Annotated in this window: 34 protein-coding genes; 16 read left to right on the top strand and 18 right to left on the bottom strand. The window is 52.7% G+C overall.

Going from position 1 to position 25,646, the window contains the following annotated elements; all coding sequences use genetic code 11:
• Positions 1–3: 3 nt before the first annotated feature.
• Positions 4–1,083 (bottom strand): M20/M25/M40 family metallo-hydrolase, encoded by a 1,080-nt coding sequence (locus tag A0127_RS02700; RefSeq protein ID WP_062387655.1) that lies wholly within the window; start codon positions 1,081–1,083, stop codon positions 4–6.
• A 153-nt stretch (positions 1,084–1,236) separates the two neighbouring features.
• Here A0127_RS02700 and A0127_RS02695 point away from each other — a divergent pair, with 153 nt between their 5' ends.
• Positions 1,237–1,959 carry an MBL fold metallo-hydrolase gene (locus A0127_RS02695; RefSeq protein WP_062387652.1) on the top strand — a complete coding sequence of 241 codons (723 nt, stop codon included), beginning with the start codon at positions 1,237–1,239 and terminating at the stop codon, positions 1,957–1,959.
• Complete coding sequence (locus A0127_RS02690; RefSeq protein WP_062387649.1) at positions 1,956–2,201, top strand: DUF504 domain-containing protein; 246 nt, start codon at positions 1,956–1,958, stop codon at positions 2,199–2,201. The genes A0127_RS02695 and A0127_RS02690 overlap by 4 nt, the downstream gene beginning before the upstream one ends.
• Positions 2,202–2,244: 43 nt before the next feature.
• Here A0127_RS02690 and A0127_RS10675 read toward each other — a convergent pair whose 3' ends face one another.
• Positions 2,245–2,511, bottom strand: a complete 267-nt coding sequence (locus tag A0127_RS10675) for a DUF835 domain-containing protein (RefSeq protein WP_231855794.1) — start codon at positions 2,509–2,511, stop codon at positions 2,245–2,247.
• 5 nt (positions 2,512–2,516) lie between these two features.
• Positions 2,517–3,173, bottom strand: a complete 657-nt coding sequence (locus A0127_RS02685) for a ferritin family protein (protein ID WP_231855793.1) — start codon at positions 3,171–3,173, stop codon at positions 2,517–2,519.
• A gap of 80 nt (positions 3,174–3,253) precedes the next feature.
• Between A0127_RS02685 and A0127_RS02680 the strand changes: the two genes are divergently transcribed.
• Together A0127_RS02680 and A0127_RS02675 are read left to right on the top strand one after the other, a co-directional pair.
• Positions 3,254–4,012 carry a YchF/TatD family DNA exonuclease gene (locus A0127_RS02680; RefSeq protein ID WP_062387646.1) on the top strand — a complete coding sequence of 253 codons (759 nt, stop codon included), beginning with the start codon at positions 3,254–3,256 and terminating at the stop codon, positions 4,010–4,012.
• 10 nt (positions 4,013–4,022) lie between these two features.
• Positions 4,023–4,322, top strand: a complete 300-nt coding sequence (locus tag A0127_RS02675) for a DUF3216 domain-containing protein (RefSeq protein WP_062387643.1) — start codon at positions 4,023–4,025, stop codon at positions 4,320–4,322.
• Positions 4,323–4,331: 9 nt separating this feature from the next.
• Here A0127_RS02675 and dapA read toward each other — a convergent pair whose 3' ends face one another.
• Positions 4,332–5,219 (bottom strand): 4-hydroxy-tetrahydrodipicolinate synthase, encoded by an 888-nt coding sequence (gene dapA, locus A0127_RS02670; RefSeq protein ID WP_231855792.1) that lies wholly within the window; start codon positions 5,217–5,219, stop codon positions 4,332–4,334.
• Between the two features lie 24 nt (positions 5,220–5,243).
• A complete protein-coding gene (locus A0127_RS02665; protein WP_062387638.1) occupies positions 5,244–6,788 on the bottom strand; it encodes a dihydropteroate synthase-like protein in 1,545 nt (514 codons plus the stop codon).
• A gap of 187 nt (positions 6,789–6,975) precedes the next feature.
• Between A0127_RS02665 and A0127_RS02660 the strand changes: the two genes are divergently transcribed.
• Positions 6,976–7,689 carry a DUF72 domain-containing protein gene (locus A0127_RS02660; protein WP_062387635.1) on the top strand — a complete coding sequence of 238 codons (714 nt, stop codon included), beginning with the start codon at positions 6,976–6,978 and terminating at the stop codon, positions 7,687–7,689.
• 60 nt (positions 7,690–7,749) lie between these two features.
• Here A0127_RS02660 and A0127_RS02655 read toward each other — a convergent pair whose 3' ends face one another.
• Entirely contained in the window at positions 7,750–8,406 is a 657-nt protein-coding gene (locus tag A0127_RS02655; RefSeq protein ID WP_062390824.1) for a PHP domain-containing protein, read from the bottom strand.
• Positions 8,407–8,528: 122 nt separating this feature from the next.
• Between A0127_RS02655 and A0127_RS02650 the strand changes: the two genes are divergently transcribed.
• The 3 genes from A0127_RS02650 to mce are packed head-to-tail and all read left to right on the top strand — an operon-like array spanning position 8,529 to position 10,358.
• On the top strand, positions 8,529–8,963 hold the full coding sequence (locus tag A0127_RS02650) for a cobalamin B12-binding domain-containing protein (protein WP_011249283.1): 435 nt from the start codon (positions 8,529–8,531) through the stop codon (positions 8,961–8,963).
• A gap of 40 nt (positions 8,964–9,003) precedes the next feature.
• Complete coding sequence (gene meaB, locus A0127_RS02645; RefSeq protein WP_062387634.1) at positions 9,004–9,963, top strand: methylmalonyl Co-A mutase-associated GTPase MeaB; 960 nt, start codon at positions 9,004–9,006, stop codon at positions 9,961–9,963.
• Positions 9,960–10,358, top strand: a complete 399-nt coding sequence (mce, locus tag A0127_RS02640; RefSeq protein ID WP_062387630.1) for a methylmalonyl-CoA epimerase — start codon at positions 9,960–9,962, stop codon at positions 10,356–10,358. The genes meaB and mce overlap by 4 nt, the downstream gene beginning before the upstream one ends.
• 63 nt (positions 10,359–10,421) lie before the next feature.
• Here mce and A0127_RS02635 read toward each other — a convergent pair whose 3' ends face one another.
• From A0127_RS02635 to A0127_RS02620, 4 genes are read right to left on the bottom strand one after another with little or no spacing between them, the layout of a single operon-like run.
• Positions 10,422–11,273, bottom strand: a complete 852-nt coding sequence (locus A0127_RS02635) for a GNAT family N-acetyltransferase (protein ID WP_062387627.1) — start codon at positions 11,271–11,273, stop codon at positions 10,422–10,424.
• 26 nt (positions 11,274–11,299) lie between these two features.
• Positions 11,300–12,295, bottom strand: coding sequence for a 5-oxoprolinase subunit C family protein (locus A0127_RS02630; RefSeq protein WP_062387624.1), 996 nt, complete (start codon positions 12,293–12,295; stop codon positions 11,300–11,302).
• 3 nt (positions 12,296–12,298) lie between these two features.
• Entirely contained in the window at positions 12,299–13,090 is a 792-nt protein-coding gene (gene pxpB, locus A0127_RS02625; RefSeq protein WP_231855791.1) for a 5-oxoprolinase subunit PxpB, read from the bottom strand.
• Entirely contained in the window at positions 13,087–13,854 is a 768-nt protein-coding gene (locus tag A0127_RS02620) for a LamB/YcsF family protein (RefSeq protein WP_062387621.1), read from the bottom strand. The genes pxpB and A0127_RS02620 overlap by 4 nt, the downstream gene beginning before the upstream one ends.
• 58 nt (positions 13,855–13,912) lie before the next feature.
• On the opposite strand from A0127_RS02620, the gene A0127_RS02615 reads away from it, so the two are divergent.
• Complete coding sequence (locus A0127_RS02615) at positions 13,913–14,425, top strand: type II toxin-antitoxin system VapC family toxin (protein ID WP_062387618.1); 513 nt, start codon at positions 13,913–13,915, stop codon at positions 14,423–14,425.
• Positions 14,426–14,430: 5 nt separating this feature from the next.
• Here the strand turns inward: A0127_RS02615 and A0127_RS02610 are convergent, their stop codons facing one another.
• A complete protein-coding gene (locus tag A0127_RS02610; protein ID WP_062387616.1) occupies positions 14,431–15,402 on the bottom strand; it encodes an N-acetylmuramoyl-L-alanine amidase in 972 nt (323 codons plus the stop codon).
• Between the two features lie 119 nt (positions 15,403–15,521).
• Positions 15,522–16,055 (bottom strand): adenylate kinase family protein, encoded by a 534-nt coding sequence (locus tag A0127_RS02605; RefSeq protein ID WP_054841618.1) that lies wholly within the window; start codon positions 16,053–16,055, stop codon positions 15,522–15,524.
• Between the two features lie 60 nt (positions 16,056–16,115).
• Here A0127_RS02605 and A0127_RS02600 point away from each other — a divergent pair, with 60 nt between their 5' ends.
• The gene (locus A0127_RS02600; protein ID WP_062387613.1) at positions 16,116–17,195 is read left to right on the top strand and encodes a DUF512 domain-containing protein; all 1,080 of its coding nucleotides are present in this window, start codon (positions 16,116–16,118) and stop codon (positions 17,193–17,195) included.
• A gap of 149 nt (positions 17,196–17,344) precedes the next feature.
• Here A0127_RS02600 and A0127_RS02595 read toward each other — a convergent pair whose 3' ends face one another.
• From A0127_RS02595 to A0127_RS02580, 4 genes are read right to left on the bottom strand one after another with little or no spacing between them, the layout of a single operon-like run.
• Complete coding sequence (locus tag A0127_RS02595; protein ID WP_062387610.1) at positions 17,345–17,740, bottom strand: hypothetical protein; 396 nt, start codon at positions 17,738–17,740, stop codon at positions 17,345–17,347.
• A 29-nt stretch (positions 17,741–17,769) separates the two neighbouring features.
• The gene (locus A0127_RS02590; RefSeq protein WP_062387607.1) at positions 17,770–18,087 is read right to left on the bottom strand and encodes a hypothetical protein; all 318 of its coding nucleotides are present in this window, start codon (positions 18,085–18,087) and stop codon (positions 17,770–17,772) included.
• On the bottom strand, positions 18,084–18,923 hold the full coding sequence (locus tag A0127_RS02585) for a DNA-3-methyladenine glycosylase family protein (RefSeq protein WP_062387604.1): 840 nt from the start codon (positions 18,921–18,923) through the stop codon (positions 18,084–18,086). The genes A0127_RS02590 and A0127_RS02585 overlap by 4 nt, the downstream gene beginning before the upstream one ends.
• Entirely contained in the window at positions 18,887–19,201 is a 315-nt protein-coding gene (locus A0127_RS02580) for a hypothetical protein (RefSeq protein ID WP_062387601.1), read from the bottom strand. Before A0127_RS02580 ends, A0127_RS02585 begins: the two co-directional genes overlap by 37 nt.
• Positions 19,202–19,296: 95 nt before the next feature.
• On the opposite strand from A0127_RS02580, the gene A0127_RS02575 reads away from it, so the two are divergent.
• The 6 genes from A0127_RS02575 to A0127_RS02550 all read left to right on the top strand — a co-directional run bounded on the left by A0127_RS02575 (position 19,297) and on the right by A0127_RS02550 (position 24,570).
• The gene (locus tag A0127_RS02575) at positions 19,297–20,640 is read left to right on the top strand and encodes an NfeD family protein (protein ID WP_062387598.1); all 1,344 of its coding nucleotides are present in this window, start codon (positions 19,297–19,299) and stop codon (positions 20,638–20,640) included.
• Between the two features lie 6 nt (positions 20,641–20,646).
• The gene (locus tag A0127_RS02570) at positions 20,647–21,453 is read left to right on the top strand and encodes a slipin family protein (RefSeq protein ID WP_062387595.1); all 807 of its coding nucleotides are present in this window, start codon (positions 20,647–20,649) and stop codon (positions 21,451–21,453) included.
• Positions 21,454–21,580: 127 nt separating this feature from the next.
• Positions 21,581–22,360 (top strand): cell division ATPase MinD, encoded by a 780-nt coding sequence (minD, locus tag A0127_RS02565; protein ID WP_062387591.1) that lies wholly within the window; start codon positions 21,581–21,583, stop codon positions 22,358–22,360.
• Complete coding sequence (locus A0127_RS02560) at positions 22,360–22,608, top strand: hypothetical protein (RefSeq protein ID WP_197463594.1); 249 nt, start codon at positions 22,360–22,362, stop codon at positions 22,606–22,608. The genes minD and A0127_RS02560 overlap by 1 nt, the downstream gene beginning before the upstream one ends.
• 86 nt (positions 22,609–22,694) lie before the next feature.
• Complete coding sequence (locus tag A0127_RS02555; RefSeq protein WP_062387585.1) at positions 22,695–22,946, top strand: hypothetical protein; 252 nt, start codon at positions 22,695–22,697, stop codon at positions 22,944–22,946.
• A gap of 112 nt (positions 22,947–23,058) precedes the next feature.
• The gene (locus A0127_RS02550; RefSeq protein ID WP_062387581.1) at positions 23,059–24,570 is read left to right on the top strand and encodes an AMP phosphorylase; all 1,512 of its coding nucleotides are present in this window, start codon (positions 23,059–23,061) and stop codon (positions 24,568–24,570) included.
• Here A0127_RS02550 and A0127_RS02545 read toward each other — a convergent pair whose 3' ends face one another.
• Together A0127_RS02545 and moaC are read right to left on the bottom strand one after the other, a co-directional pair.
• The gene (locus A0127_RS02545) at positions 24,571–25,083 is read right to left on the bottom strand and encodes a hypothetical protein (protein WP_062387578.1); all 513 of its coding nucleotides are present in this window, start codon (positions 25,081–25,083) and stop codon (positions 24,571–24,573) included.
• Between the two features lie 61 nt (positions 25,084–25,144).
• A complete protein-coding gene (gene moaC, locus A0127_RS02540; RefSeq protein WP_062387575.1) occupies positions 25,145–25,618 on the bottom strand; it encodes a cyclic pyranopterin monophosphate synthase MoaC in 474 nt (157 codons plus the stop codon).
• Positions 25,619–25,646: the final 28 nt, after the last annotated feature.

The following is a 25,646-nucleotide window of genomic DNA, read 5'->3' as shown; positions in this document are numbered from 1 at the left end:
AGATCAGCTCAGCTCTTTTTCGACTTTCTCGATGCCTTCAGCGTAAACGTCGTTCAGAACCTTTAGGAACTCGCTCGCTGTAACGACATCCCTAACGTCTATCCTCTCGTACTTTGTGTGGGAGATGTCAAGGTTGCCGGGGCCGAAGACTATGGTTCTGGTTCCGTTGTACATGAAGTTGATGGCATCCGTCCAGCTCCTCATGCCGCCGAACTCGTCGAGGCCAACCTTCTTCATCGCGACCTTGGCCAGCTGGACTATCTCCTCATCGGGCTCAAGCTCGTAGCCGTCCCATATTTCCGTGTACTCGTACTTCAGCGTGTACTCGTCGAGGATCGGGTCCATGAGGTCAAGGACATCTTCAACTTCCTGATCCGGCAAAAGCCTCGCCTCAAGGCGGCCTTTGCACAGGGCCGGGATAAGATAGACTGGATTCTCACAGAGGAGTTCCTGAATGCCTATATGGGGATCGAAGTACTTGCCCTTCTGCTTGAAGGGGTCAAGGTTCTTCAGCTCGTTGAGCATCTTATAGGTTTCTTCGATCGCGTTGACGCCACTCTCAGGACAGGCACCGTGGGCTTCCTTGCCGTCCACCTCAAAGTAGGCCTCGATGTTGCCGGCGTGGGCTGTGTGGACTTCTAGATCGGTGGGCTCAAGGACAACCGCCATCTTCGGTCTATACCTCTCCATGAAGAGGGCCGAACCCCTACCGCCGAGCTCTTCGTCGCTGACGAAGACGACGCCGACGTTCAGATCTTTGCCCTCTTTCTTCAGGCTCTCCATCATCAGGAGTATTGCCGCCGCTCCACCCTTGATGTCGCTCGCGCCGGTTCCGTAGATGATATTGCCCCTCACGAAGGGTTCAGCCCTTATCGGGATTGTGTCGACGTGAACCTCGTAGAAAAGCTCCGCGTCCGGGTTCACGACGAGGTCAATCATCTCGCCGTCGCTCTCAATGTGAACGTCGTAGTCAAGTTTGTGGAGAAACTCCATGATGTGGAGCATTATCCTGTCTTCCTGCCCCGAGGGGGAAGGTATCTTCAAAAGCTGAAGGAGGATCTCCTTCGCGCGTTCGGTCTTCATTTGGGTCACCTAATCAAATTGGGGAGCTGGGTTTATAAACGTCTCTTTGTAACATCCTAGGGCGATGAAGAGATTCATCCCTCCTGACGGGGACTCGCTCCCCCCGAGATGAAGACGCGGTCCCCCCTCGAGCCCCTTTCTGGAGGTGAAATAATGGGTGCAAGTCCCGGCAAGGGCTTTCCCAGCAAGCTCATCCCGATTGAGGTTCCGCCCCACGTTGTTATGCTCCGTGGGATAGGGTGGGACTCCAACATCTACCTAGTCAGAGACGGAGAGGAAGCCCTTATAATTGACACCGGGGCTGGAATAAACTGGCACGTTTACACTGAAATCTGGGAGAGAGAGGGCTACCTTACCGATGTGGAGCACGTAACGATTTTCAACACGCACGAGCACTTTGACCACGTTGGGGGAAACAAGGTTCTGCAACGCTGGCTGGAAGAGCGTGGAATTGAGGTGTCTTTTGCCGCACACAAGATAACAGCAAACGTGCTCGAACGCGGTGACGAAGGTGTAATCTTGTCGTACTTTTACGGCAGGCGGTTTGAGCCACATCAAGTAGACTTCAAGCTTGAAGATGGAGACAAACTGAATGTCGGCTCGCTTGAGCTTTTGGTTGTCCACACTCCCGGCCACACCGCTGGAAGCTCCTGCCTTTACCTCGACGACGGAAAGCATAGGGTTATGTTCACAGGGGACACAGTATTCAAGGGGACAGTCGGCAGGACGGATCTCCCGACTGGAGATGGCTGGGCGCTCAGGGAGAGCCTGGAGAGGCTGGCCAGGTTTGATGTTGACTTCGGCTTCCCAGGGCACGGGGGTTACATAAAGAACTGGAAAGAGAACTTAAGCGAAATCCTGAGGTGGCTCCCATGAGAAAGGGCTCCGTTAAGGAAGTGCTGGCGAAGATAAAGTACGACCCGCGGGAGAGAGAGGAGGACTACTACGTCGTCATCGAGCACAGAGGGGCTTATGGCGGGGAAAAGAAAATACCGGTCGAGCTTATCGAGCTCGGACACGGGTACTTCTTCGTTGGAGAAGCCCAGATACCCTATCACAGAATTCTGCGCGTCGTTAGAAAGGATGGAAAAGTCCTCTGGGAGACGAGGAAGCTATAGGATAACCTCAAACTCCGACTTGAGCAGGCCCCACTCCTTCTTCTCAAAAGCATCCGGATTGGCGCTTACTATGATGTACCCGTTGTTTATTATAGTGCCATCCTTTTATGTATAGTAGGAAATCCATTGCCTCTTTGAAACCAAGTTCAACTACCAAGTAACAAACGTTCTGGACAAACACAACTCCCTGCTTTCCGTTTTCTTTGGCAGATTTGAGGAACTTGAGGAGCTCTCCCCTGAGCTCGGGAACGAACTTTGGAGGGACTATTTTTCCCGAGTATTCCCCTGGAATCTTTGATACCCATATCACGTTGTCTATCTCAGTGAGCTCCCTGAACTGTCTGGGTGTTCCCTTATTACAGCTATCACTTCTCTGTTGTCCGTCAGCATATCTAAGAGAATGTACTTTGCTTTCTCGTCGTCGGTTACCAGATACGCCCCAAAGTTCAGCTTGTCCAGAAAAATTTGCCTGTGTTCAAAGGAGAAAATAACGTCATAGACCTTCTTTATTTCCTCGTAGTGGTTCTGCTCTATCTCTGAAAGCTCAAATGCTATTCTCCGGACTTCCTCGTTCTCAGCAACGCATGCCAGTATCTCATAAGTCCTTTTTGCAAATAGTTCACTCTTCATGCAGTATTCCAGCGCCCTGATGTAGTCCTCTACCTTTTCAAACTCTGGATAGAAGGGATAAACCTCCACTGGGGGAACATCCACTTTGACGGGCTCCTCTCCAGGAAAGAGCCGCTCAAACGTCCTTCTGAGGAGGAGTTCATGCCCCTTGCTCTCCCTGCTCATCTTCTTAAACAGAGCTTTCACGCTTTTTCTTTTCGCCTTTTCTGCAAGTTCAGCATAATACCTAGCTTCTTCTTCCTCATTGAAGATAGCATAGCTCAGAAGCTCCTTTGGGCCGAGCTTTTTCAGTCTTTCAATTATCTCATTCATGATATCCTCGGGGTTGGGTTGGAAAGTCATTGGCCGCACCTACTGTTCTATATCCAAAACCTAACAGAAAAGCTTTTCTGTGAATGGCGATTCTGGGAACGGGAGAGAAAATGATAGACGCCCACTGCCACATTGAGATGTTCAAGGGGAGAGCAGGCGAGGTGGTCGAGGAGAGCAGAAAACACCTCCAGGCCGTCGTGGACTCGATAACTGAATACAGGAAGTTCCACGTCTGGAAGAGCTGGGAACTGCTGGAGCCCTACTTTGGCTTCGTTTTTCCAACTCTCGGCTACGCGCCGAACGAGGCAAGGAGGGGCAACTGGGAGAAAGTTAAGAGAGTCGAGGAGTTCATATGTGAGCACGCCGATGAGATAGTGGCCGTTGGGGAGATAGGTCTGGACTTCTACTATGCCAAGACAGAGGAAGAGCGGAAGAACCAGCGGGAGATATTCCACCACTTCCTGAATCTTGCCGTCGAGCTCGACAAACCCGTCGTCCTGCACGCGAGGGATGCTGAGAGGGAGGTTTTTGAAGCGATCCAGAGGGCTGGAGTTAAAGCCTACTTCCACTCCTACAGTGGCCCAGCAGACTTGGCCTTAGAGATAGTTGAGAACGGCCACATAATCGGGATAAACACGGGGATAGACTTCATCCCCGCCGTGAAAAAAGCTGCTGAGGTACTGCCTCTTGAGAGTATAATCGTTGAGACGGATGCGCCCTACATGAGCCCGTACAAGGGTGAGAAGAACTATCCGTGGAACGTGGAGTACGCGGTGAGAAGAATAGCGGAGATAAAGGGTCTGGAGTTTGAAGAGGTTGAGAAAACAACTGAGAAGAACACTATCCAGTTCTTCGACTTAAAGCTCTGAGGTGAGGGGAATGGTTGAGATTCCAGAGGTTGAGGAGCTTAAGGCGCTTTTGAAGGAACTCGGTGAGGAGGGACTTCTGGAAAGACTTGAGTCCTTTGTAATTATGAACGAGGGGCTTGAGAGCAAGCGCGGGGAGGACTTCATCAAGGTCTCCATCCTTGGCTTTGCCGAGGGCCTCCTTACTGTTTTGAAAGAGAAGTACGACGAACCGAGGGTGAAGGAGCTCTACGAGAAGATAAAGGCGAAGAGGGCCGAGCTGGACGAGCAGTTCAGAAAGCCGAGGATACCCTACCTCGAGGAAGAAGGGTAAACGAGGGCCTTAGAGAAGGCCGACCTCTTTCAATGCGCTCTCGATATCCCTCAGCGCTTTTTCATCGAGCGGGAGCGAGGGAAGCCTTGGCCTTCCAGCTTTCAGGCCTCTCATCTCCATCGCAGCCTTTATCGCGCTTATCTGGCTGTATTTCTTGACCACGACCTCGTTCAGGAGGTTCACTTTCAGCTGGAGTTCCCTCGCCTTCCGATGGTCTCCTTCTTTGAAGGCCTTCCAGAGTTCGGCGCAGAGCTCCGGTGCGACGTTTGCAACGGCTACAACCGCTCCGTGGGCACCGAGAACCCAGGAGGGATACATGACGTCGGCAGTCCCAGCCAGAATAATGAACCTGTCGCCGAGCATCCTTACCAGCTCGCCTATCCTCCCCATGTTCGCGCCGGAGTCCTTGATGCCGCCGATATTTGAGTGCTCCTCCGCAAGGCGCTCGATGATATCTATAGGGATGTTCAGGCCCATGAACTTGGGAACGTTGTAGATGAGAATTTTTCCGTCGAGTTTCTCGGCTAACTTTGAGTAGTGGGCGAAGAGCTCCTCTGGAGAGGGTTTAAAGTAGTAGGGCGGGCCGATGAGGAGGGCGTTGGCGTCGAGCTCTAAGAGTGCCTTTCCGAGCCTCAAAGTTTCTCTCGTCGAGTTCTCGGTCGCACCGGCGATTACCGGGATCTTTGATGGGGCTTCCTCTCTGACGATCTCAACGACCCTCAGCTTTTCCTCGAAGCTCAGGTAAGGAAACTCTCCGTTGCTCCCGAGGGAGACGAGGCCGTTTAGTCCGGCGTTGATGAAGTGGTGGACGAGCTCCCTAAGAACAGGCCCGTTGATGTTTTCATCCTCGTCAAAGGGCGTTACATGGGGAACGAATACTCCTTCCAGCATAGGCATCAGAGGAAGATGGGTTTTAAGGAGTTAAAGTTTGCGGGTGTCCATGTAAAACTCTTGAAACAGCTCAACCTCCTGGACGTAGCTCCTTCTCAGCTTTAAAGCCGTGTAGGCCCTCTCAAGCTCCCTGCCGAGATAGAAGGCGTGTCTTGGACTTATCTCGAAGTGCTCAAGAACCGTGTCGATTATTGCGTTCGGCTCATCGCCGACTATTGTGAGGACCGCTTCGGTTCCCTTATGGGCGTTCACCCATATCTTGCCTCTCTCCACCCAAATACGGAAGTAAACTGGCTCAAGCTCGACAGGCCTATTCTGTGCCTCCACAACCTCATTGGCAGGCTCGAAGCGCCACTCTGCTTCCCTCTTCTCCTTGAGGATTAGCAGGTCGAAGCCAAGGTCTTTGGGCATATCAAAGAGGTTCATATCGACAGCCCTTCTCAGCTCCCTAACCGAACCCTTCGCCTTCGCGCTTACCTCCGTTGTCAGGAGGAGGTTTATGGAAAGCTCCTTTGCAATACCCGCGAGAAGGGCGTTCATGCCAACGCTGTCGGCGTCGTAAAGCTCGACAACGTTTCCAACACCAGCCAGAAGGACATCGTCCGGGTTCCTCTCGCGGTAGAGCTGGAAGGCCGTAACCGAGCGCGCTAGGTGGGGAACATGTTCGAGAATCAGGTCGGGGATGATAGTTTTGTAACCGAGGTCTAGGGCTTTCTCCTTGAGTTTTTCAAGAAACTCGACCCTTTCGGGGGGTTTGACGGGAAAGTATCCTTCCCTCTGGTTGGTGGGAATTAAAACGACGGGTTTTTCCGTTACTAAGACTTCCAGGTTGCTCTCATCGACGCTCAAAAAGAGGTCGGCGTAGTCAAGCGCCCCTTCGATTTCTGGAGTGTTTAGAGAGTCAAAGCTGATGGGAGCTTCAAAACCAGCCTCTTTTAGCTTTTCTCGGATTTCAGGTATCGTCTCTACGAACTCGAGGTTCCTCTCCCCTGCAACCATGCCGATGTCAATTATGTCCGCACCTTCACGGAGGTAGTAGAGGGCCCTCTCGACGGTTTTCCCAACGCCGAGCTTGGGGGCATCGACTACCTCAGCGAGAATCCTCGCGGGAAAGTCCCTTCCTGCTGGAAGGTTGCCGATGAGGACGTTCCAGGGCTTTTTCAGGGCCTCTTCAATATAGTTCTTGTTCTTCGTCCTGTTTCTGATGTCCTCAACTCTCTTAAGCGCATCGAAGGAAAAGAGGTCATCTGCAGGAACTTCCTTGCTGAGCTTGAAGCCCTCTTCAAGAGCCTTCAGAACCTGTGGCAGGTCCATCGCGTTCCTCGGCCCTTTGAAGGTCGGAATTCCAAGTTCGTCCTCGATGATTTGAGCAGAACCCCTTACAAGGCCAGGGATGAGGATAAAATCGTAGTCTTCGCTTTTTATCCCGGCTTTTTTCAGGTATCTAACGATCAGCTCGGGGGTTAGGAATGCGGCGACGCTCACAGGGGCTACGAAAACATCACATCCTCTCCCGTACTTCCTCACGAGCGGCTCTGCCAGCTTCCCAGTCACGAGGAGGATTCTCTTAGGCATGAAGAAAAGTTGGATGCTGTGGTTAAAAGCCCTCCGCCGGTAGGTGGCTCATCACCCTTCAGGCGGGAGTAGTTCTTCATCGGGCCTCGGGATCCTCCCCCCAGGCCTCACCGGTCGGGGAGTGCCCACCCTCCTCATCGGCCCGATAGTATTTTAGACCTTTCCGCTAAAAGCTTTCGGTGGTGGCATGATAAAGGTTGGAACCTGCGGCTTCTGTGAGGCTCGGAGTAAGTACTTTAGAGACTTTGACGCAGTCGAGGTGCAGCAGACTTTCTACCGGATTCTCCAGGAGAAGACGCTGGAGCGCTGGAGGAAAGAAGCTCCCGAGGGCTTCACATTCTCGATAAAGGCCTTCCAGGGAGTAACCCACCCAGCCAACAGCCCGACCTGGAGGAGGAGCAACGTAAAACCCGGAAAAGACGTGGGTCTGCTCAGACCAACGAGCGATGTCCTGCACTTCTGGAGGGTAACGCTGAAGGAGGCCGAAACCCTCGGCGCGAGGTTTATCCTCATCCAGCTACCGAAGAGCTTCAGGGAGAGCGAGGAGAGCTTTGCCAACGCGGAGAAGTTTTTTGAGATGATAGACAGGGGAAACTTTGAGATAGCCGTCGAGCTGAGGGGCTGGAGCGAGAAGGGCATCAAAAAGTTTGTGAGAGAGTTCGACGTCATAGATGTCACTGATCCACTCGTTAGAATTCCACTCCACAGAGGAGAGACTAGCTATTACCGGCTTCACGGAAGGTACGAAAACGGGAGAATAATCTACAGCCACTCCTACAGCGAGGAAGAGCTTCAGAAGGTTAAGGAGAGAGTGATAGGCTGGAATAGGGGTGAAAGCTTCGTATTCTTCAACAACTCGGACATGTGCAGGGATGCGAAGCGGTTCAAGGCACTCCTCTAGCTCAGGCACGGGTCCAGGTCATCACGGTTCAGCCGGGGAGACCTGAACTCATCATCGCCCTCAGAGGAACTCCTCGAAGAGGAGGTCTTCTCTCTTTCCTCCAGCTTTTTTAAAGACCTTTTCGCTCCAGCCCACGTTTCCAACTCCCTCGGGAAAGTGGGCATCGCTCGCGAAGGTAAGCTTTATCCCCCTCTTTATGCACTCCCGGATAAAATCCAGCTCGGGAACGCGGTAGCGAGAGCTTATCTCAAAGGCCTTACCGTTTGCCTCGGCGAGCTCAAGGACTTCGTTGAGCTCTTCCACCGAAGGAAATCCGACGTAGGGAAAGTTCGCCCCGAAGTGGCCTATTACATCGACGTTCTCATCAATTAGGGCGAGCTTAACAAGCTCAAGGTACTCCTCAGGAGTATCGACCCACTCGTGGACACTCACTATGACGTAGTCGAGTTTTTTGGCAACGAAATCAGGAACGTCGATCCCATTGGGAGTTATGTTCCCCTCTATACCAGCGAGAACCGTTATCTCGGATTCATTTCCCCACCGCCTTATCTCCCTGACGTAGCGGTTGAACGTTTTGCCAACTACGTAGTGGCTGTGGTCGGTTATTCCAAGGAGCTTGAGGCCTTTTTCCTCTGCTGAGGCTATGTTGTCAGCTATCGAGCCAATCCCGTCCGAATATACGGTGTGCGTGTGGGTATCGTGCGGGAATCCGAGCATGTTCATGGTAAATGCACTCGGGCTTTAAAACGCTTCTGGACAAAATATCCAAAGTAAAGGAGGACCTTGAAGTTTGACAAAGGTTTAAATAGGCCTGCGCCTAAGTTAGGACGGTGGTGCTCATGGTCGAACGCTCAAAGGTTAGGGTTCTCATCGCCAAGCCGGGTCTGGACGGCCACGACAGGGGCGCAAAGGTCATAGCCAGAGCCCTCAGGGATGCGGGTTTTGAGGTCATCTACACCGGCATCAGGCAGACTCCGGAGCAGATAGTTGAGAGCGTTATCCAGGAAGACGTTGATGTTCTTGGCATAAGCATCCTTTCTGGGGCCCACATGGTCCTGATACCGAAGATACTCAAGCTCCTTGAGGAGAGGGGAATAAAGCCCAACGAGGACATTCTCGTTCTAGCTGGTGGCATAATCCCGCCCGACGACGCCGAGCAACTCGAGAAGATGGGCGTCGCCAAGGTCTTCGGCCCGGGAAGCCCGATAAGCGAGATAATCAAGTTCATAGACGAGAACGTGCCGAAGCTCAAGAAGTTCAGGGAGAACGCATAACTTTTTATCTTTTCTGGATGATTAATCCAGTGTGGTGAAGATGATAGACGGGCTTATCGAGAGGATGCTCAAGGGCGACAAGAGGGCAGTAGCTAGACTAATAACTCTCGTCGAAAACGACGAGGAAAAGGCCCGGGAGGTCGTCTCGAAGATTTACCCTTACACTGGGAGGGCCTACATTGTCGGAATAACCGGGCCTCCGGGAGCGGGGAAATCGACTCTCCTCGACAAGCTGATCAGGGTGGCCAGGGAAGAGGGCAAAGTCGTGGGCGTCATAGCAATAGACCCAACATCTCCCTTCACGGGCGGCGCCCTCCTCGGGGACAGGATACGGATGCAGAGGCACTCCACCGACCCGGGCGTCTTTATCAGGAGCATGGCGACAAGAGGCTCTTTAGGTGGACTGGCCAAGGCAACCAGCGACGCGATAAAAGTCCTCGACGCTTACGGCTGTGACGTGATCTTCGTCGAGACTGTCGGGGTCGGCCAGATCGAGATTGACATAGTGAAAACAGCCGATACCGTTGTTCTCATCACTGTTCCCGGCCTCGGGGACGACATCCAGGCGATAAAGGCCGGTCTCATGGAGATAGCAGACATCTTCGTCATCAACAAGGCCGACAAAGAGGGGGCAGACGCTACCTACTTCGAGCTGAACCTGATGCTCGACCTCGAAAAGGAGCGCTGGGAAAAGCGCGGCTGGCGGCCGCCGATAGTCGAGACCGTCGCCACCACTATGAAGGGCATCCGGGATCTCTGGAAGGCAATAAACGAACACAAGGCTTTTCTTGAGAAGAGCGGCGAACTTGAGAAAAAGAGGCGCTTTAGGGCGGAGGAGGAGATAAAGACAATCGTATCCGACAGGATAGCGAGAACCGTTGGTAAAAAGCTTTCCGAGGATGAGATCTCTACCCTGATTGAGAGGGTCGTTAAGAGGGAGATTGACCCGTACTCTGCCGCGGATCAGGTTATTGAAAAGGCACTGGGGGTGAAGGTATGATAAAGAAGATTGACCATGTTGGTATTGCCGTTAAGAACCTCGATGAGGCCATAAAAGTCTGGGAGGGCCTTGGGCTTAAGGTTGATGAGATCGAGGAAGTCCCCGACCAGAAGGTCAGGACGGCCATAATCCACGTTGGAGAGAGCAGGATTGAGCTTCTTGAAGCCACTTCGGAGGACTCTCCGATAGCGAAGTTCATAGCAAAGCGCGGTGAGGGGATACACCACATAGCGCTCGGTGTTGAGGACATCGAGGAGCACCTCGAAAAGCTGAAGGAAGCTGGCTACCGCCTTATAGACGAGAAGCCGAGGATCGGAGCTGGCGGGGCGAAGATAGCCTTCGTCCACCCGAAGTCCGTCACCGGTGTCCTCCTGGAGCTCTGCCAGAGGGACTGAGCTTCCTTTTAATTTCTCTGATTCTGAGAGTTTTTACCCCGGCTGGTTGAGGAACTGAAAAAACTAAAGGCGCTTCCCTATTATCGGCACCTTTCCCTTTTTCTCCCCATAGATTTTTTCAGCTGTTGCCTCGTCCAGCACGGTTAAAACGCTCTCAAACCCTATCTCTCCAGCCCGCCCTATAGCTCCAGGAACGTCCTTCTCCTCGCCCCAGAGGAAGAGGCTCGCCTTTCCGGGCCTACCTGGCAAAGGCTTCAGGACGTAGTAGGAGTTGCCTACCTTCCCAGCTTCCGCAAGCTCATGGACGCCGGCGAAGATGTCTTTAAAGCTTGAGAACCACATGTCGTAGGAGCTTTGAAACCTGCCTGCCACCAGTTCAAGGTCTTTCACGGCCTCCCATGGGAAGAAGCTGAGGGGTCGGACATTGCTACCGCTGAATTCGTTAGTAAGGACTTCCACAAGCCAGTTCTCGTGGAGGACTTCGTTGAAACCAAGCTTCCTGTAAAAGCCAAGTGCTTCCTCGTCCGGCTGGGTTGTTAGGAGCTCCACTTTTCCTGCGAAGCTGCCTTCAATGTACTTGATAATCGCCCTGCCGATTCCTTTTCCTCTAAAGTCGGGGTGAACCTCTATGACGTCCAGGTGGGCTATTCTCTTTGGCTCCCCGTTTATCGGCTCTTCCGAGAGAAAGACCTCCGCCTCACCAACGATCCTCCCGTCCAGCTCGGCTACTATGGGGTACTGACCCTCAAGGAGGAGGGCGTTGATGTGGACGGCGCACGTCTCTATGCTCATCCACGGGCCGCCGCGTAGATATCTTTCACGAACGGAAAATCCTGAGAGCTCTTCCCCAGCAGTGTGAACCTCAACTATTCCCTTAACATGATCCAGGGTTGCGACTCTTATTTCGAGGTTCAATTTAACACCCCCCTAGCAACTCCTTCTCAGATCTTCCCGGCGAACAGAATGAAGTCCTTTCCGAGCGCCCTCACCGAGTAAGCCCTTAGTTTCCCATCCAGGAACTCCCGTATTGCTTCAAGGGTTTTCTCACGCCTTTTTAGTATCTCCCGTGCCTCCTGCGGAGTTACTCTCCTGAAGCTGACTTCTGTCCCCGGCCTGCTCTGGGCCAGGACTGGAAGGTCGGCCGTTATCACGGTCGCTATCTTTGCGTAGCCGCCGGTAGTTTGGGCGTCTTTCATCATGACTATCGGCCTTCCGCTTCCCGGAACCTGGACGCTTCCGGGAATGAGCGGACCAGTAACGATGTCAGGACCTTTTTCAGAGTGCTCGATAACCGGCCCCTCCAGCCGGTAGCCCATTCTGTCGCTTTCGGGCGTTACAGTGTAGGTCGAGCTCAGAAAGGTCTCAATGCCATCCTGGGTGAAGTGGTCTAAATCGGGGCCGAGGACGACGCGAACTTCCACCTTATTGCTTGAGTAGTCCGGTCTCAGCTTCCGCGGCAAAAAGCGTCCTTCCTTGCCGGTCAGAATCACGTGGCCAACACTAAGCCTATCGCTCGTTTTAAGCGGCCTTCCAAGGCCTGCCCTTGGATAGGCCGAACAGCTCCCCAAAAGTCTCTCGCACTTTATGCCTCCAGCGAAGGCAATGTAGCCGTAGAGGCCACTTCTCAAAGTACCGACTTCAAGAATGTCTCCCCTCTTCGCCCAGTGGCTCATCCATGGTTCTATGGGTGTTCCGTCGAGTTTGACTTCCACATCTCCGACCACGGCAAAGACTGCTGAGGCATTGAACCGTAACTTAGGGCCGGTCAGCAGGAACTCGAGGAGCGGAAAATCGCCGGGATTCCCGACGAGGTAGTTAGCTATTCTCGCGGAGAAGTCGTCCATGAAGCCCGAGACCGGAACGCCGAGCTTTCGGTAGCCAGTTCTTCCAGCATCCTGAACGGTTAAGAGCGATGGGACGCTGAGGAGTTCTATCACTGCCTAACCCTCCCACTCGGCTTTGTGGATCTCCCAAAACTCTTCCTCGTCTATGGGCACGAACCTAACCTCATCGCCTGGCTGAAGGAGCGTTGGAGGGTCTCTCTTCGGATCAAAGAGCTTCAGCGGAGTTCTCCCTATTAGCCGCCAGCCACCAGGGCTTTCGATTGGGTAGATGCCGGTCTGCCTCCCGGCTATCCCAACCGAGCCTGCAGGAACTTTTAGACGCGGTCTCTCCAGCCTTGGGGTTGCTATTCTCTCATCAACTGGGCTCAGGTAGGCAAACCCTGGAAGGAAGCCGAGGAAGTGGACGCGGTAGGTCTTTCCGGAGTGTATCTCGATGACATCGTCAACACTAAGCCCGTTGTATTCCGCTATGAACTCAATATCAGGGCCGTATTCACCGCCGTAGAGGATGGGTATCTCGATTTTCCGCCCCTTGAAAGTCTCTGCACTCACATCAAGCAACGGCTCAACGGCCCTCTTAACTTCCTCGAAAGTGGCCTTCAGCGGGTCGAAGATTACCGCCAGAGAAGAATAAGCCGGAACGACCTCCACCAGCCACTCAAAATCTTCCCCCTCGATTGCCCTCGCAACAGCGTGGACTCTCGCGTTCACTTCGTCGTCTATGACCTCGCCGAAGGAAATGAGAAGGGCGGAGTCGCCGAGGGGTAAAATTCTGTAGTCATCAACATCAAAATGTCTGTCCCATTCCTGTCTAAGTCTCTGGAGGTGGAGGTCCTCTTTGAACATTCCGAAAACGTCTTCAATATCCTTCTCGAGTTTGTTCTTCACAGCACGACCTCCCTCATCGGCACTATCTTAACACCTTCCTCCTCCAGCACCCTCCTGATGTGCGCGGCTATCTCCACGGCCTTCGGGTTGTCCCCGTGGAGGCAGATGGTATCTACCTTCAGCTCGACCCACTCACCGTTGATTGCCCTAACGCCGCCGTCCTTGACCATTGAAATCACACGCTCGGCTATTTCTTCTTTGTCTTCTATCACCGCTCCGGGCTTTGAGCGGGAGACGAGCGTTCCGTCCGGGTTGTAGGCCCTGTCTGCGAAGACCTCGTGAGCAACCTTAACCCCCATCTCCTCAGCTATCACCGCTGGTCTCGAACCGGAGAGAGTCACGAAGATCAGGTTTTTGTCAAAGTCCGCTATTCCCTCGATTACCCCGCGAGCGAGCTTTTCTTCCTTCACGAGGGCGTTGTAGAGTGCACCGTGAGGTTTAACGTGCTGGAGTTCTATGCCTTCTGCTTTAACAAAGGCGTATAGAGCCCCCACCTGATAAAGGATGTAGTTCCTTGCTTCATCGTAAGTGATCTTCATATATCTCCTGCCGAAGCCAAGGAGGTCTGGGTAGCCCGGATGAGCGCCGACAGCTACACCTTTCTCCTTCGCGAGCCTTACAGTCTTCCTCATGACGAGCGGGTCTCCCGCGTGCCAGCCCGTCGCGACGTTTGCGCTCGTGATGTAATTCATAACTTCCTCGTCGAGGCCGAGATTGTATCTCCCAAAGCTCTCGCCGAGGTCGGAGTTGAGGTCAACTCTCATGTTCCCACCGAATCCGTTTCGACGCAAATCTAAAAAAGCCTTTCTCCAAGGTTTCCTCATGGATTATGAAAAGGAAGGGAGGAAAAAAGCGGTCATAGACTCTGCCTTCTTCATCCAGGGCGCAGATGTTGAAGGCTTGACCACTCCAGGTGTCGTTGAAGAGGTCAAAGACCCAGAGTCGAGGCTCTTTCTTGAGGGTCTCATCAGCGCGGGCAAGGTTAGAGTGGTTCTTCCGTCGAGGGAGAGCATAGAAACCGTTAAGGATGCGGCAAAGAAGACGGGCGAGCTTGGAGAGTTGAGTGAAGCCGACATCGAAGTCCTCGCGCTCGCCTACGAGGTGAACGGAGTCCTTCTCACCGACGACTACAACCTCCAGAACATAGCGAGAACGCTGGGAATCGAGTTCAGAACCCTAAAGCGCGGGATAAAAAAGGTCATCCGCTGGAACTACGTCTGCATCGGCTGTGGGAAAAAGTTCGAGGAGATGCCGCCGGGAGGGATATGCCCCGACTGCGGAAGTCCCGTGAGGTTGATACCGAAGAGAAAGCGGAAGAAACGAAAAAGAAAGTAGAGGCCTTAAGGATAGATATCAACGACTATTCTGTCCGGGTTCGATAAGGTGAAGTCGTAATACGGGAGGTACGGACTGTTCAGCTCGATCACGACGAAGACCGTGTTGCCGCTCTGGGTCGCGTAGATGATCGGTGCCGTGCCGGAACCGGTGTAAGTGTAGTACCAGCCGTTGTAGGTTGGCCATCCAAGGTCTGCGAGCTGGGCATTGTCAACCTGTATAACGAGGTGGTAGCCGTTTGAGTAGGACGTGTAGTAAACGTGGTAGCTGGCGGACTGGCTCAGATCGAGGACAACGCGGAAGTAGCTTCCGTGGTCGGCAAAGCGGACACCCGTAACAGTCGGTAGTGGATCATGGACGGGAACGCCGAAGTAGCGCTGGACGCCGTGGAGAATAGCGTAGGCGTACTTCCACTGGTAGGACTCGTCGCTTATTATGCTTGCATCATAGGAGTTGGTAACGAACCCGGTCTCGATGAGAATTGCAGGCATTTTAGTGTATTTGATAACGTAGTAACCGGCGCTCTTTACTCCCCTGTTCTTCAGGGGTATCAGCTTGGCGATTTCATCGTCAACGTAGGTGGCAAGGGCAGTTCCCTTGCTCGAAGTGTAGTAGTGATAAACCTCAAAGCCCGTGGCCGAGCTCGGGCCGGAGTTGGCGTGGATGCTGATGAAGATGTCGCAGCCGGCGGAGTTTGCTATCTGAACCCTCTCCGAAAGCGAGACAAAATAGTCCCCGTCCCTCGTCAGCACGACGTTAGCCCCGTCCATCTCAAGAACCTGCGCGACCTTGAGGGCTATGGCGAGGTTGACATCCTTCTCGACAACGTAGCCGACTGCTCCCGGGTCTTTTCCACCATGACCAGCATCAACGCAGATGGTGTACCCGCTTAGATTAGAGCCGCTGGCTCCAACATTGGGCACCCAGAAAAGAACACCTATGATCAAGACAGCAACTAAGAGTCCTTTTAACTTCATTTATTTCACCTCCAGTCCAGTAGTGTCTATATATTTGGAAAGAGAGAATTATAAAATTTGCGGATGAAAAGTGGATCATTATATAGAGCCAGCCAAAGCCTAAAGAAGATGAAGAAGCCTCAAAGGCGAAGGTAGGGTATGACTTCGTCGTAGACCTCGCTCCAGTCAACTATACCAACCCTTCTCTTAACTCCGTTCTGCATGAGGTCCAGTATCTCTTCCACGACCTCTTCGGGCGTTTTTCCAGTCGTGTCCACCTCGATAACGTTCTCGTTTTCCTCAAGTGCTTCGACGAGGATTACATCTACAAGCTCAGCCTCAACGTTTTCCCCGAGCTTCTCCCTGCTGTAGTCCCTCTCCTTCAGCCTCTCGGCTATCAGCTTAGGGTTCGCCCTTAGGACTATCACAAGGTTCGCGTTGAGGAAGTGACTCAGGTGGCCATCCACGACGACGTTTTTGCCCTTGAAATCCTTCTCAAAGTTATAGGCCAGCTCATCGACCTCAACCTCAAGCTCGTCACCCTTCATCTCGCCTATACCCTTCTCAAGGGCATAGTCCCTAAGGTTAACGTATTCGTACCCAAGCTTTTCAGCCAGAAGCTTTGATATGGTTGTCTTACCAACTCCGGGCGTTCCCGTTACGGCGATTATCATGCTACCACCATCCGTTCTTATCCTCAAAACTTTTTAAACCAGACCCCCACCACTTAGACCATGTTCGAGTTTACGGAAGACTTCAGGCTCAGGAGGATAACCAAGTACGAACTTGACGGAGTTGACGAGAGGGAAGATCTCGTCGTTATACCCCCTTCGAGTAAGGCCGGGCCGTGTGGTAGCTACTGCCTCTTCTGCTACCTCCGCCAAAACCCTCCAGATATGATATACCGCGTTTCGTTCCACGATACTCTGAACGATCCTGAACTCGAGAAGAGAATAGCCTACGTCAGCGAGCACTACCCTGAGCTGTGGAAGCGCATTACCGACACTGCAGGAAACGTTGGCTTCGACGAGAAGAGGATAGAGAGCCTCTACAATGCTGGCCTGGATGAGATTCAAATCTCCGTCCACACGACGAAAAAGGAGAAGAGGATTGCCCTGATGAGGACGCCGCTCGCTTCCCGCCTGATAGACCTCCTGCCGATGGCCGGTGAGCACTTCAGGGTCATAGCGGACATAATCCTCACTCCGGGGTACAACGTGGACGACATCGGAGAGATAATCGAAGACCTTGACTCAATGGGTGTTGCAGAGGTCAGGCTCTTTCCAGTCGGTGTCACTAGGTACAACCGAAACGTTAGGCCGCTCACAAGGAAGGAGCTCCTCTTCGTAAAGGAGACGGCCCTCGAAAAGGACGAGGAGCTTGAGATAAAGGTCGTCATTCCCCCCATATTCAAGGCGCTCCTTGGAGAGTTCAGGCTTGATGTTGAACCCTTTGAAATCGAGCCGGAACTTCCAGTGTACATCTTCACGGGAGAGTTGGCATATCCGGAGCTGAGGAGGCTCTTCCCGAGGATTCCCGTGGTGGCTGTCAAAAACGAGTTCTTTGGAGGTAATATCGGAACTGCTGGTCTCTTGACTGGCAGGGACGTGCTGAGAGAAGTTGACAAGCTTCCTGAGGTGGATCTAGGTGTTCTGCTCCTGCCCGAGCTCATGTTCTACGGCGATAAAACTCTAGACGGTTACACGAGGAACGAGCTCGTTGGAAGGATCATAGCGGGGAAGGGGTACATCGTCGAGACCGCCCTCGAACCTGTGGAAGTGCCGAGGGTTCTGGAAAAAGTCGGTGCTGTTTGAATCACGTCCCGGACGGGCTCGGCGCTCATAGGGTACGTCATCGCTCCCGCTCAGCCCGTCTTGGATTCTTCACTGCCCGCCCGGGACGGCGTCAGGGCCAGTCCTCGTCATCAACATCAGTGCAATTCGCTGTCATCATCCGCGTAGGTTCATCTCATGTAATAGGATATAAGCTTTCTCAGTTCAGGATCTCTTCTCGGCGGAAGCCTCAAAAAACGCCTCAGCTGGTTGTTCTCAGCTATCAGGCCAGTGAGTTCAATGGCGAGAATTTTGTTGTCCTCGCTCAGCCCGTAGGCCTTGAAGCGAAGCGGTGCGTACTCCTTCTCCAGCTCCCAGACTTTCTCTTCGAGTTTCCTCACTTTTTTCTCAAGCTCTTTGAGGTCTCCTTCCGGCTTCCTGAACTCACCGGTGAGGGCAATCTCGATAACCCTCTCGGAAGTAACTCCGTAGCGCTCGCTTAGTCTCGTTATCTCGCTCCAAACTTTATCGGAAAGCTCGACCTCTATCTTCCCAGGGCCTTTTTTGGGTTTAATGATGAGCTTCATTATCGTTCACGCCCCCATGAACGATTCGTTCATGTTTTGTGAACTTTCTTTTCCTCCAGCTCTTTTCTCAGTTTCTCGTTCTCCCCTCTCAGCTCGTTTCTCACTGCCAGGAACTTCTCCTTGTCGGCCTTTGCCTTTTCGTAGAACTCCCTCAGCTCATCCAGTTGGTCTTCTATCTCTGAGAGCTTCTCCTCGAGCTTTCTGAGCTTCTCACGCAGATATTCTTCCCTCTCCGCTTTGAGGGTTTCCTCGGCCTTCAGGAGGTTTCCCCTGATAAATCCCTCTATATCCCGACCTTTCAGGGTTTTGAATTTCTCCTTGGGCAAAACTACAACGATCTCGCTCATTTCCTTCTCCTCTCCAGCTCGGTCTTCCTGTCGTAGCAGATGATGTAAAACGCCAGTAAACCCTTCCATTTGCCGTACGGCTCAAGGATCTCTCTGACGTCTTTCTCTTTAACATCTTTCACGCTCTTTCCGAATATCTTGGCTATTCCGCGCCTCAACCCGAGGTCTCCTGATGGGTAGGTGTTCTTTCTCAGCCCATAGGCGAGGAACAGCTCCGCAGTCCACTTTCCTATCCCGCGGAAGGCAGTAAGATACTTTATAGCCTCATTCTCGTCCATCTCCCACAGGTCGAGCTTCAGCTCGCCCTTCAGGTAGAGCTCAGTGACGTGTTTTATATAGCCTGCGCGGTAGCCAAGCTTTGCCCTTTTAAGCTCATCGAGAGTTAGGGATGTTATCTGGTCGGCTGTAGGAAAGGCGTAGATGTCCCCAACTTTTTCTCCGGCCATTTCCACGAGGTTTCTTATCGTTCTCTGGGCGAACTCGAAGTTCACCTGCTGCTGCGCTATCACCTCAACGAGGGCCTGATAGGGTGAGGGTGCGGCGGGGAGGGTCAGTCCTTTAAATTCCTCCGCAAGGAAAGAAAACGGCGAATCGCTTATCTCGGAGTAGAGGGAGTCGAGGTCAGTGTCGAGACCAAGGATGAAGAAGAGCTTCTCCCTCGCCTCTTTTCTCTCCTTCCTGCCCCATGTCTCGGGAAAGAGGAAGTCCCCGTTGTAGGCCACAATCCCGACTACGTCGCTTTTTAGTCGGAGAGCTTGGTAGAAAGTATTTCCTTCGAGCTTCCATGTGCCGTTCTTTATCATTTCGTGGGCGGTCTTTTTGATGTCGACAGCCATCGGTCGAGCTTTACTGGGTTCCTCTTTATATCCCTTAGGGTCATTACCCACAGTCTCTTCCCGTCTGCGGAGCGCTTTATCTCGAGTTCCCCAATCTCTTCGAGGAACCTCATGGCATCTTTGATGTGGCTGGGATTTACCCCGAATTCACCGCGAATGAATTCCCAGTATGGTTCCACCGTTGAGAAGCGTGCCGCCTCCCTTACGATTGCCCAGGCGGCCTCTCTTTTCTTTTCTCCGCGGGCAACCTTGTACTTTTTTACGAGCTCCCTCAGCATAGTTGAGGATAAGTTGAACCGGTATATAGGCGTTCCGTGCCTTACCCAACATTTCAAGCAAAAGATTTAAACCCTGGAAGTTGTAGTACTAATTGATGAAGCCTATGAAGCGGCCAATGGTCTTAGTAATACTCCTAGTTGTTCTCATCCTGCTCCCTTCGGTAAGTGCAGAGAAGAAGATCGTCTACGTTGGGACTATCGAGGGCACTATCACGCAGTACACGGCCGACCAGTTTGAGAGCTACATCCGGACTGCAGAAAAGAACAGCGCGGAAGCGCTTATCATCGAACTGAACACGCCCGGCGGCCAGGGAGACGCAATGATGGACATAGTTTCGTTAATCCAGAACTCAACCGTGCCGGTCATAATCTATGTGTATCCTAGAGGCGCCATAGCGGCTTCTGCTGGTACCTACATAGCGATGGCCTCCCACCTGATAGCGATGGCTCCCGGAACGAGCATCGGCGCCTGTGAGCCCATCTTGGGCTATTCCGCCAACGGGAGCATAGTAAGAGCACCCAACAAGATTCGAAACTTCTACGCCGCCTATATGCGCTCTCTTGCCGAGGCAAGCGGAAGGAACGAGACGGCGGCCGTTAAGTTCGTCCTCGAAGACCTCAGCCTCACCCCAGAAGAGGCCCTGAAGGCCAACGTTATTGAGGTCATCGCGAATGACCTTCCCGACCTGCTCAGCAAGGCCAACGGGATGAGGACTAAAGTTCCAGTGGCTGGAAAGGGCTACGTTACCTTCAATTTTACCAATGTGGAAGTGAAAAAGCTCAGCCCATCCCTGAGCTACCAGATAGTCACGTTCCTTGCAAATCCAGGGATAGCGTATATTCTCCTAACGGTTGGGATGCTCGGGCTGGTCTTCGGTTTCCTCACCCCCGGCTGGCACGTTCCAGAGACTTTTGGGGCTATACTGCTCGTCCTTGGAGTTATAGGTATGGGCTACTTCGGCTACGACGCTGCTGGACTTGTGCTCATGATACTCGGCGTGATATTCTTCATAGCGGAGGCTCTGACCCCGACGTTTGGCCTCTTCACTATAGCTGGGCTGGTCAGCTTCATACTGGGAGGTCTGATAATGTTTGGAAAGGGCGGGGGAATATACCTCATTAACAGCGAAACTTTCTCCAGCTTAAGGATCATCATAATAGTAACAGGAGTCTTGCTGGCACTGTTCTTCCTCTTCGGAATGGCCGCGGTGATAAGGGCGCACCGCAGAAAGCCAGAAACTGGCCAGGAAGAGATGATCGGTGCCGTCGGCAAGGTAGTTGAGGATCTTGACCCCGAAGGCCTCGTTAAGGTTCGCGGTGAGCTGTGGAAGGCCGTATCTGCCGATGGTAGCACAATAAAGGTCGGAGAGAAAGTGAGGGTCGTTAGAATGGATGGGTTGACGCTCATAGTTGAAAGAGCCGATAGGAAGGAGGTTTGATATCCGATGGTTGGTGTTAGCACCTTAGTTTTGGCCGTAGTTTTGCTTTTTGTTTTGATGGTCTTGGCAAGTGCCATAAAGATAGTGAAGGAGTACGAGAGAGCAGTGATCTTCAGGCTTGGTAGGGTCGTTGGAGCAAGGGGACCAGGACTGTTCTTCATAATCCCGATATTCGAAAAGGCCGTTATCGTTGACCTTCGTACGAGGGTTCTTGACGTCCCAGTTCAGGAAACCATAACGAAGGACAACGTTCCAGTTAAGGTCAACGCCGTGGTTTACTTCCGTGTCGTTGATCCGGTCAAGGCGGTTACTCAGGTCGCTAACTACATAGTGGCTACAAGCCAGATAGCCCAGACCACGCTGAGGAGCGTTATCGGCCAGGCCCACCTCGACGAGCTCCTCAGCGAGAGAGAAAAGCTCAACAGGGAGCTCCAGAAGATAATCGACGAAGCCACAGACCCATGGGGAATAAAAGTAACCACCGTGGAGATAAAGGACGTCGAACTCCCGGCTGGTATGCAGAGGGCGATGGCCAAGCAGGCGGAGGCCGAGCGTGAGAGGAGGGCGAGGATTACCCTAGCAGAGGCAGAGAGGCAGGCCGCTGAGAAGCTGAGGGAGGCCGCCGAGATAATAAGCGAGCACCCGATGGCCCTCCAGCTCAGAACCCTTCAGACCATCAGCGATGTCGCCAGCGACAAGAGCAACGTCATCGTCCTTCCGCTCCCGATGGAGATGCTCAAGCTCTTCAAGAGCTTCGCTGAAGCGGGTGGAGCAGTAAAGAAGAAACTTGAAGCCGAGAAATCTGCAGAGTGATTAAATGTGTCCTTGGACACATTTTATTTTTTTGGATATCACCACAAAGGCTAAAAGGACTTTTTATGTAGGTGGCGTTAGGCATACTCAAATTCAGATGCCATAGTTTTGATCGGGGGTGCTGAGTTTGGAAGGCAGATCAATAGTTTTTGCCTCTGGAAAGGGTGGAACGGGTAAAACCACGACTGTCGCCAACCTTGGTGTGGCTCTGGCACAGTTCGGCAAGGAAGTGATTCTGCTGGACGCTGACCTGACTATGGCAAACCTGAGCCTCGTCCTCGGAATGGAGGACATACCCGTAACACTGCACGACGTTCTTGCCAGGGAAGCTGATCTCAAAGATGCGATATATGAAGGACCGGCAGGAGTTAAGGTTATTCCCGGTGGACTCAGCCTGGAGAAGGTCAAGAAGGCCAAGCCCGAGAGGCTTAGGGAGCTTATGAGGGAGATAAGCCAGCTCGCGGACTTCATTCTCATTGACGCTCCAGCGGGTCTTGAAATGACATCCGTTACAGCGCTCCTCATTGGAAAGGAGCTTATAGTTGTTACAAATCCGGAGATTTCAGCTATCACTGACTCCCTGAAAACAAAGCTCATAGCGGAGAAGCTCGGAACGCTCCCGCTCGGTGTCATTCTCAACAGGGTCACCAACGAAAAGACCGAGCTGACCAGGGATGAGATTGAGGCCATTCTTGAGGTTCCCGTCCTGGCCATGATCCCCGAGGACCCTGAGGTCAAGCGTGCAAGCGCTTACGGTGTCCCGCTTGTCATCAAGAACCCCACCAGTCCCGCAGCAATAGCAATCAAGCAGCTGGCCGCGAAGCTTGCCGGAATCAAGTGGCAGCCACCCGAGCCGGAGAGCCCGATAAAGAGAGTCTTCAAGGCAATATTCGGGGGGAAGAGGTGATGGCAGGAGTAGTACTGTACGCACTACTGGTCATCCTGCTCATCCTAGTGATAGTCCTTACAATGCTCTACCTATCCGCTAAGAACAACCCATACTACGTCGTCTACGACGAGGAGACAAAAACCGCACTCAAACGTCGTGTCCTCAACCTTAAGGAGGAGCTGGAGGGCGAGCTTGAGCAGTTCGACGTCGACGACTGGGAGAAGGCCCTTGAAGAATCGATAGACGAGGAAGTCAGGAACCTTTGAACTTTTCTTCCCCTCATGTTATTAAACATTTCTGTGGCGTTAAACTTTAAAATCCTCTTCTGGATATCTTGATTGGGTGGGGCGCCATGGCGGCCAAGTTGGGATACAAAAACAAGCTTGTTGAGGTCAAAAATGGAATGGTATATCTGTTCGACGGAAAGCTCTGGAGCGCCCCACTCGAGAGGGTTGTTGAGTATTACTTGCAGGGTCAGGGAGTTGTCCCAGAACCTATCCGAGAAATTGCCAGCGACCTCTATCGCGTTCTTCTTGGAGAAAACCTCATTAAGGAACTGCCTGCCAATTCAGGTGGGCGGTACGGCGAGACGACGATCAGCTGATATACAGAAACAAGCCCCACCTTCGCGTTTTTTGATTGAATTTTTTCATGAGAATATTCAAAAATCTTAAGAACTGTTTTTCTTTAACATATCAATCCCAGGAGGTGGTAGAGTGAAAGCTAAGATCCGCATACTCGATATGTTCAGCGGGAGGTACACGGTTCTAATAAATGAGGAAGATGCCAAAGAGGCTAAGCTCCATCCGGATGACCTCGTTAAGATAGAGGCAGGCAAAAAAGCAGTCTACGGCAGTGTTGCCCTCAGCAACCTTGTCGAGAAAGGTGAGGTCGGCATAAGCAGGGACATCCTCGATCTCCACAACTTCTCGGAGGGCGAAACCGTTAGCGTCATTCCAGCCGGAACCCCCGAGAGCGTCCGCTACATCAAGAAGAAGATGCGCGGCGAGAAGCTGAGAAAGGTCGAGATTGAGTCCATTGTTAGAGATATCGTTGACAGAAAGCTCAGGGACATCGAGATAAGCTCCTTCGTGACGGCCCTTGAGATAAATGGCCTTGACATGGACGAGATAGCGGCCCTAACCATAGCGATGGCAGAGACAGGAGACATGCTCGACATTGACAGGAAGCCGATAATGGACGTCCACAGCATCGGCGGCGTTCCAGGAAACAAGACCAACATTCTCGTTGTTCCAATAGTGGCCGCGGCCGGTCTTACGATACCCAAGACCAGCTCAAGAGCTATCACCAGCGCCGCCGGAACGGCAGACGTGGTTGAGGTCTTCGCAAACGTCAGCTTCTCCCTCGACGAAATAAAACGCATCGTCGAGAAGGTGGGGGCATGTCTGGTTTGGGGCGGTGCGCTCAACCTTGCTCCCGCTGACGATATAACGATCAAGGCCGAGCGTGCACTGAGCATCGACCCAACCGGGCTGATGCTGGCTAGCATAATGTCAAAGAAGTACGCTATGGGTAGCCAGTACGTTCTCATCGACATCCCAACTGGAAAGGGTGTCAAAGTGGAGACTGTTGAGGAGGCAAGGAGTCTTGCCAGAGACTTCATAGAGCTTGGAAAGAGGCTCGGTCAGTACGTCGAGGTTGCAATAACCTACGGCGGTCAGCCGATAGGCCACACCGTTGGCCCGGCACTCGAAGCCAGGGAAGCCCTTTCAGCTCTCATGACGGGCAGAGGGCCTGGAAGCCTCATAGAAAAGGCCACCGGGTTGGCTGGAATACTCCTTGAGATGGGCGGCGTTGCACCGGCCGGAACCGGCAAGAAGATGGCCAAAGAAATCCTTGAGAGCGGCAAGGCCTGGGAAAAGATGAAGGAGATCATCGAGGCTCAGGGTGGAGACTCGAACATCAAGCCCGAGGAGATACCCATCGGCGACAAGACATATACCTTCACCGCCGCCACGAGCGGTTACGTCACCGCCATAGACAACAGGGCGATAACTGCCATAGCTAGGGCCGCTGGAGCGCCGGAGGACAAGGGAGCTGGAATCGAGCTCTACGTCAAGGTCGGGGAGAAGGTCAAAGAGGGCGACCCGCTCTTCACGATACACGCCGAGCACGAGGCGAGGCTTGACCAGGCGATAGTCCTCGCCAGAAGGACCGAACCGATAAGAATAGAGGGGATGGTTCTCCAGCGAATCGGCAACATCTGATCACTTTCTGCATTCTTCTACCTTTTTCAGGAATTCCTCCCTGGTGAGGCACGGCTCGTTTCTTTTCAGCTTGACCGCAGCCACCTTGTAGTTGCTCTTTCCTGCGAAGCGGCAGATCTTCTCGGGTTCGCCTATTAGCCTCGCAACCGCTAAAGTTTCACCGTTGCATTCCACGTAGTCTATTACTGTATCCTGGAATCCTGTAAAGAGTATCACGCACTTCCTGTTTGGGTCCAGTGGGGCGAGGTCATCATCGATGGGAGGCAGTTCTTTGACGACGCAGTTTTCAGGATATTTCCCGGCCTTCACCCTCTTGATGAGCTCTGGCGGTTCTCCACTCTTTTCGAACTCCTCAAGCTCTTCTCTCGATACTTCAACTGGCTTCGTTGAATAGCAGAGAACTTTCTCATCGTGGTACATGAAGTATGTTCCATCTGTCAGGAACATGAAGGCGATTCTTTCTCTCGGCTTATCGAAGATGTAGCCTGCACGGCTCTTTTTAACCTGGTACATTCGCCTCACCTTGAAGATCTTTGTGGGATCACTTATAGTCCTTTCTAAGCAGATACGGCTATTACCCAGTCGTTTCCTTTACCTTCTCCACTACGTGGATACCCTCTATCCTTGTGAAGGGATACTGTCCGTGCTCATCTTTTTCGACAGCCTTTACCATGTCCCATATCGTCAGGAGGGCGACGCTGACGCCCGTGAGGGCCTCCATCTCGACTCCTGTCTTGTAGTATGCCCTGACCTCGCAGGTGGCCTCGATGTAGTCCTCTCCAAACTCAAAGGTTATGTCAACACCGGTGAGCGGTATCGGGTGGCAGAGCGGGATCAGCTCGGGGGTCTTTTTCACGGCAAGGATGCCCGCTATCTGGGCAGTTGCTATAACGTTGCCCTTCTTGGTCTTTCCGGCTTTTATCAGCTCTATCGTCTCGGGCTTCAGCTTTATCCTGCCTTTGGCGACGGCCTTTCTGAAAACAACGTCCTTGTGCCCGACTTCCACCATCTTAACACCCTTTTCATCAACGTGGGTTAACCCCTTCATCCCAATCCCCCTACGAGTTGGGGAGCAA

The sequence above is a fragment of the Thermococcus peptonophilus genome (assembly GCF_001592435.1).
In the GTDB taxonomy this organism is placed as follows: Archaea; Methanobacteriota_B; Thermococci; order Thermococcales; family Thermococcaceae; genus Thermococcus; species Thermococcus peptonophilus.
The sequence above is the reverse complement of the archived record's forward strand: the minus strand, read 5'-3'. Positions and strand labels throughout refer to the sequence as shown.

Bases quoted from the DNA above. Each gene is read 5' to 3' on its own strand.
- A0127_RS02700 (WP_062387655.1), bottom strand. From the start codon at position 1,083: ATGAAGACCGAACGCGCGAAGGAGATCCTCCTTCAGCTTTTGAAGATA.
- A0127_RS02695 (WP_062387652.1), top strand. From the start codon at position 1,237: ATGGGTGCAAGTCCCGGCAAGGGCTTTCCCAGCAAGCTCATCCCGATT.
- A0127_RS02690 (WP_062387649.1), top strand. From the start codon at position 1,956: ATGAGAAAGGGCTCCGTTAAGGAAGTGCTGGCGAAGATAAAGTACGAC.
- A0127_RS02685 (WP_231855793.1), bottom strand. From the start codon at position 3,173: ATGACTTTCCAACCCAACCCCGAGGATATCATGAATGAGATAATTGAA.
- A0127_RS02680 (WP_062387646.1), top strand. From the start codon at position 3,254: ATGATAGACGCCCACTGCCACATTGAGATGTTCAAGGGGAGAGCAGGC.
- A0127_RS02675 (WP_062387643.1), top strand. From the start codon at position 4,023: ATGGTTGAGATTCCAGAGGTTGAGGAGCTTAAGGCGCTTTTGAAGGAA.
- dapA (WP_231855792.1), bottom strand. From the start codon at position 5,219: ATGCCTATGCTGGAAGGAGTATTCGTTCCCCATGTAACGCCCTTTGAC.
- A0127_RS02665 (WP_062387638.1), bottom strand. From the start codon at position 6,788: ATGCCTAAGAGAATCCTCCTCGTGACTGGGAAGCTGGCAGAGCCGCTC.
- A0127_RS02660 (WP_062387635.1), top strand. From the start codon at position 6,976: ATGATAAAGGTTGGAACCTGCGGCTTCTGTGAGGCTCGGAGTAAGTAC.
- A0127_RS02655 (WP_062390824.1), bottom strand. From the start codon at position 8,406: ATGCTCGGATTCCCGCACGATACCCACACGCACACCGTATATTCGGAC.
- A0127_RS02650 (WP_011249283.1), top strand. From the start codon at position 8,529: ATGGTCGAACGCTCAAAGGTTAGGGTTCTCATCGCCAAGCCGGGTCTG.
- meaB (WP_062387634.1), top strand. From the start codon at position 9,004: ATGATAGACGGGCTTATCGAGAGGATGCTCAAGGGCGACAAGAGGGCA.
- mce (WP_062387630.1), top strand. From the start codon at position 9,960: ATGATAAAGAAGATTGACCATGTTGGTATTGCCGTTAAGAACCTCGAT.
- A0127_RS02620 (WP_062387621.1), bottom strand. From the start codon at position 13,854: ATGAGAGTTGACCTCAACTCCGACCTCGGCGAGAGCTTTGGGAGATAC.
- A0127_RS02615 (WP_062387618.1), top strand. From the start codon at position 13,913: ATGGATTATGAAAAGGAAGGGAGGAAAAAAGCGGTCATAGACTCTGCC.
- A0127_RS02610 (WP_062387616.1), bottom strand. From the start codon at position 15,402: ATGAAGTTAAAAGGACTCTTAGTTGCTGTCTTGATCATAGGTGTTCTT.
- A0127_RS02605 (WP_054841618.1), bottom strand. From the start codon at position 16,055: ATGATAATCGCCGTAACGGGAACGCCCGGAGTTGGTAAGACAACCATA.
- A0127_RS02600 (WP_062387613.1), top strand. From the start codon at position 16,116: ATGTTCGAGTTTACGGAAGACTTCAGGCTCAGGAGGATAACCAAGTAC.
- A0127_RS02595 (WP_062387610.1), bottom strand. From the start codon at position 17,740: ATGAAGCTCATCATTAAACCCAAAAAAGGCCCTGGGAAGATAGAGGTC.
- A0127_RS02590 (WP_062387607.1), bottom strand. From the start codon at position 18,087: ATGAGCGAGATCGTTGTAGTTTTGCCCAAGGAGAAATTCAAAACCCTG.
- A0127_RS02585 (WP_062387604.1), bottom strand. From the start codon at position 18,923: ATGGCTGTCGACATCAAAAAGACCGCCCACGAAATGATAAAGAACGGC.
- A0127_RS02580 (WP_062387601.1), bottom strand. From the start codon at position 19,201: ATGCTGAGGGAGCTCGTAAAAAAGTACAAGGTTGCCCGCGGAGAAAAG.
- A0127_RS02575 (WP_062387598.1), top strand. From the start codon at position 19,297: ATGAAGCCTATGAAGCGGCCAATGGTCTTAGTAATACTCCTAGTTGTT.
- A0127_RS02570 (WP_062387595.1), top strand. From the start codon at position 20,647: ATGGTTGGTGTTAGCACCTTAGTTTTGGCCGTAGTTTTGCTTTTTGTT.
- A0127_RS02560 (WP_197463594.1), top strand. From the start codon at position 22,360: ATGGCAGGAGTAGTACTGTACGCACTACTGGTCATCCTGCTCATCCTA.
- A0127_RS02555 (WP_062387585.1), top strand. From the start codon at position 22,695: ATGGCGGCCAAGTTGGGATACAAAAACAAGCTTGTTGAGGTCAAAAAT.
- A0127_RS02545 (WP_062387578.1), bottom strand. From the start codon at position 25,083: ATGTACCAGGTTAAAAAGAGCCGTGCAGGCTACATCTTCGATAAGCCG.
- moaC (WP_062387575.1), bottom strand. From the start codon at position 25,618: ATGAAGGGGTTAACCCACGTTGATGAAAAGGGTGTTAAGATGGTGGAA.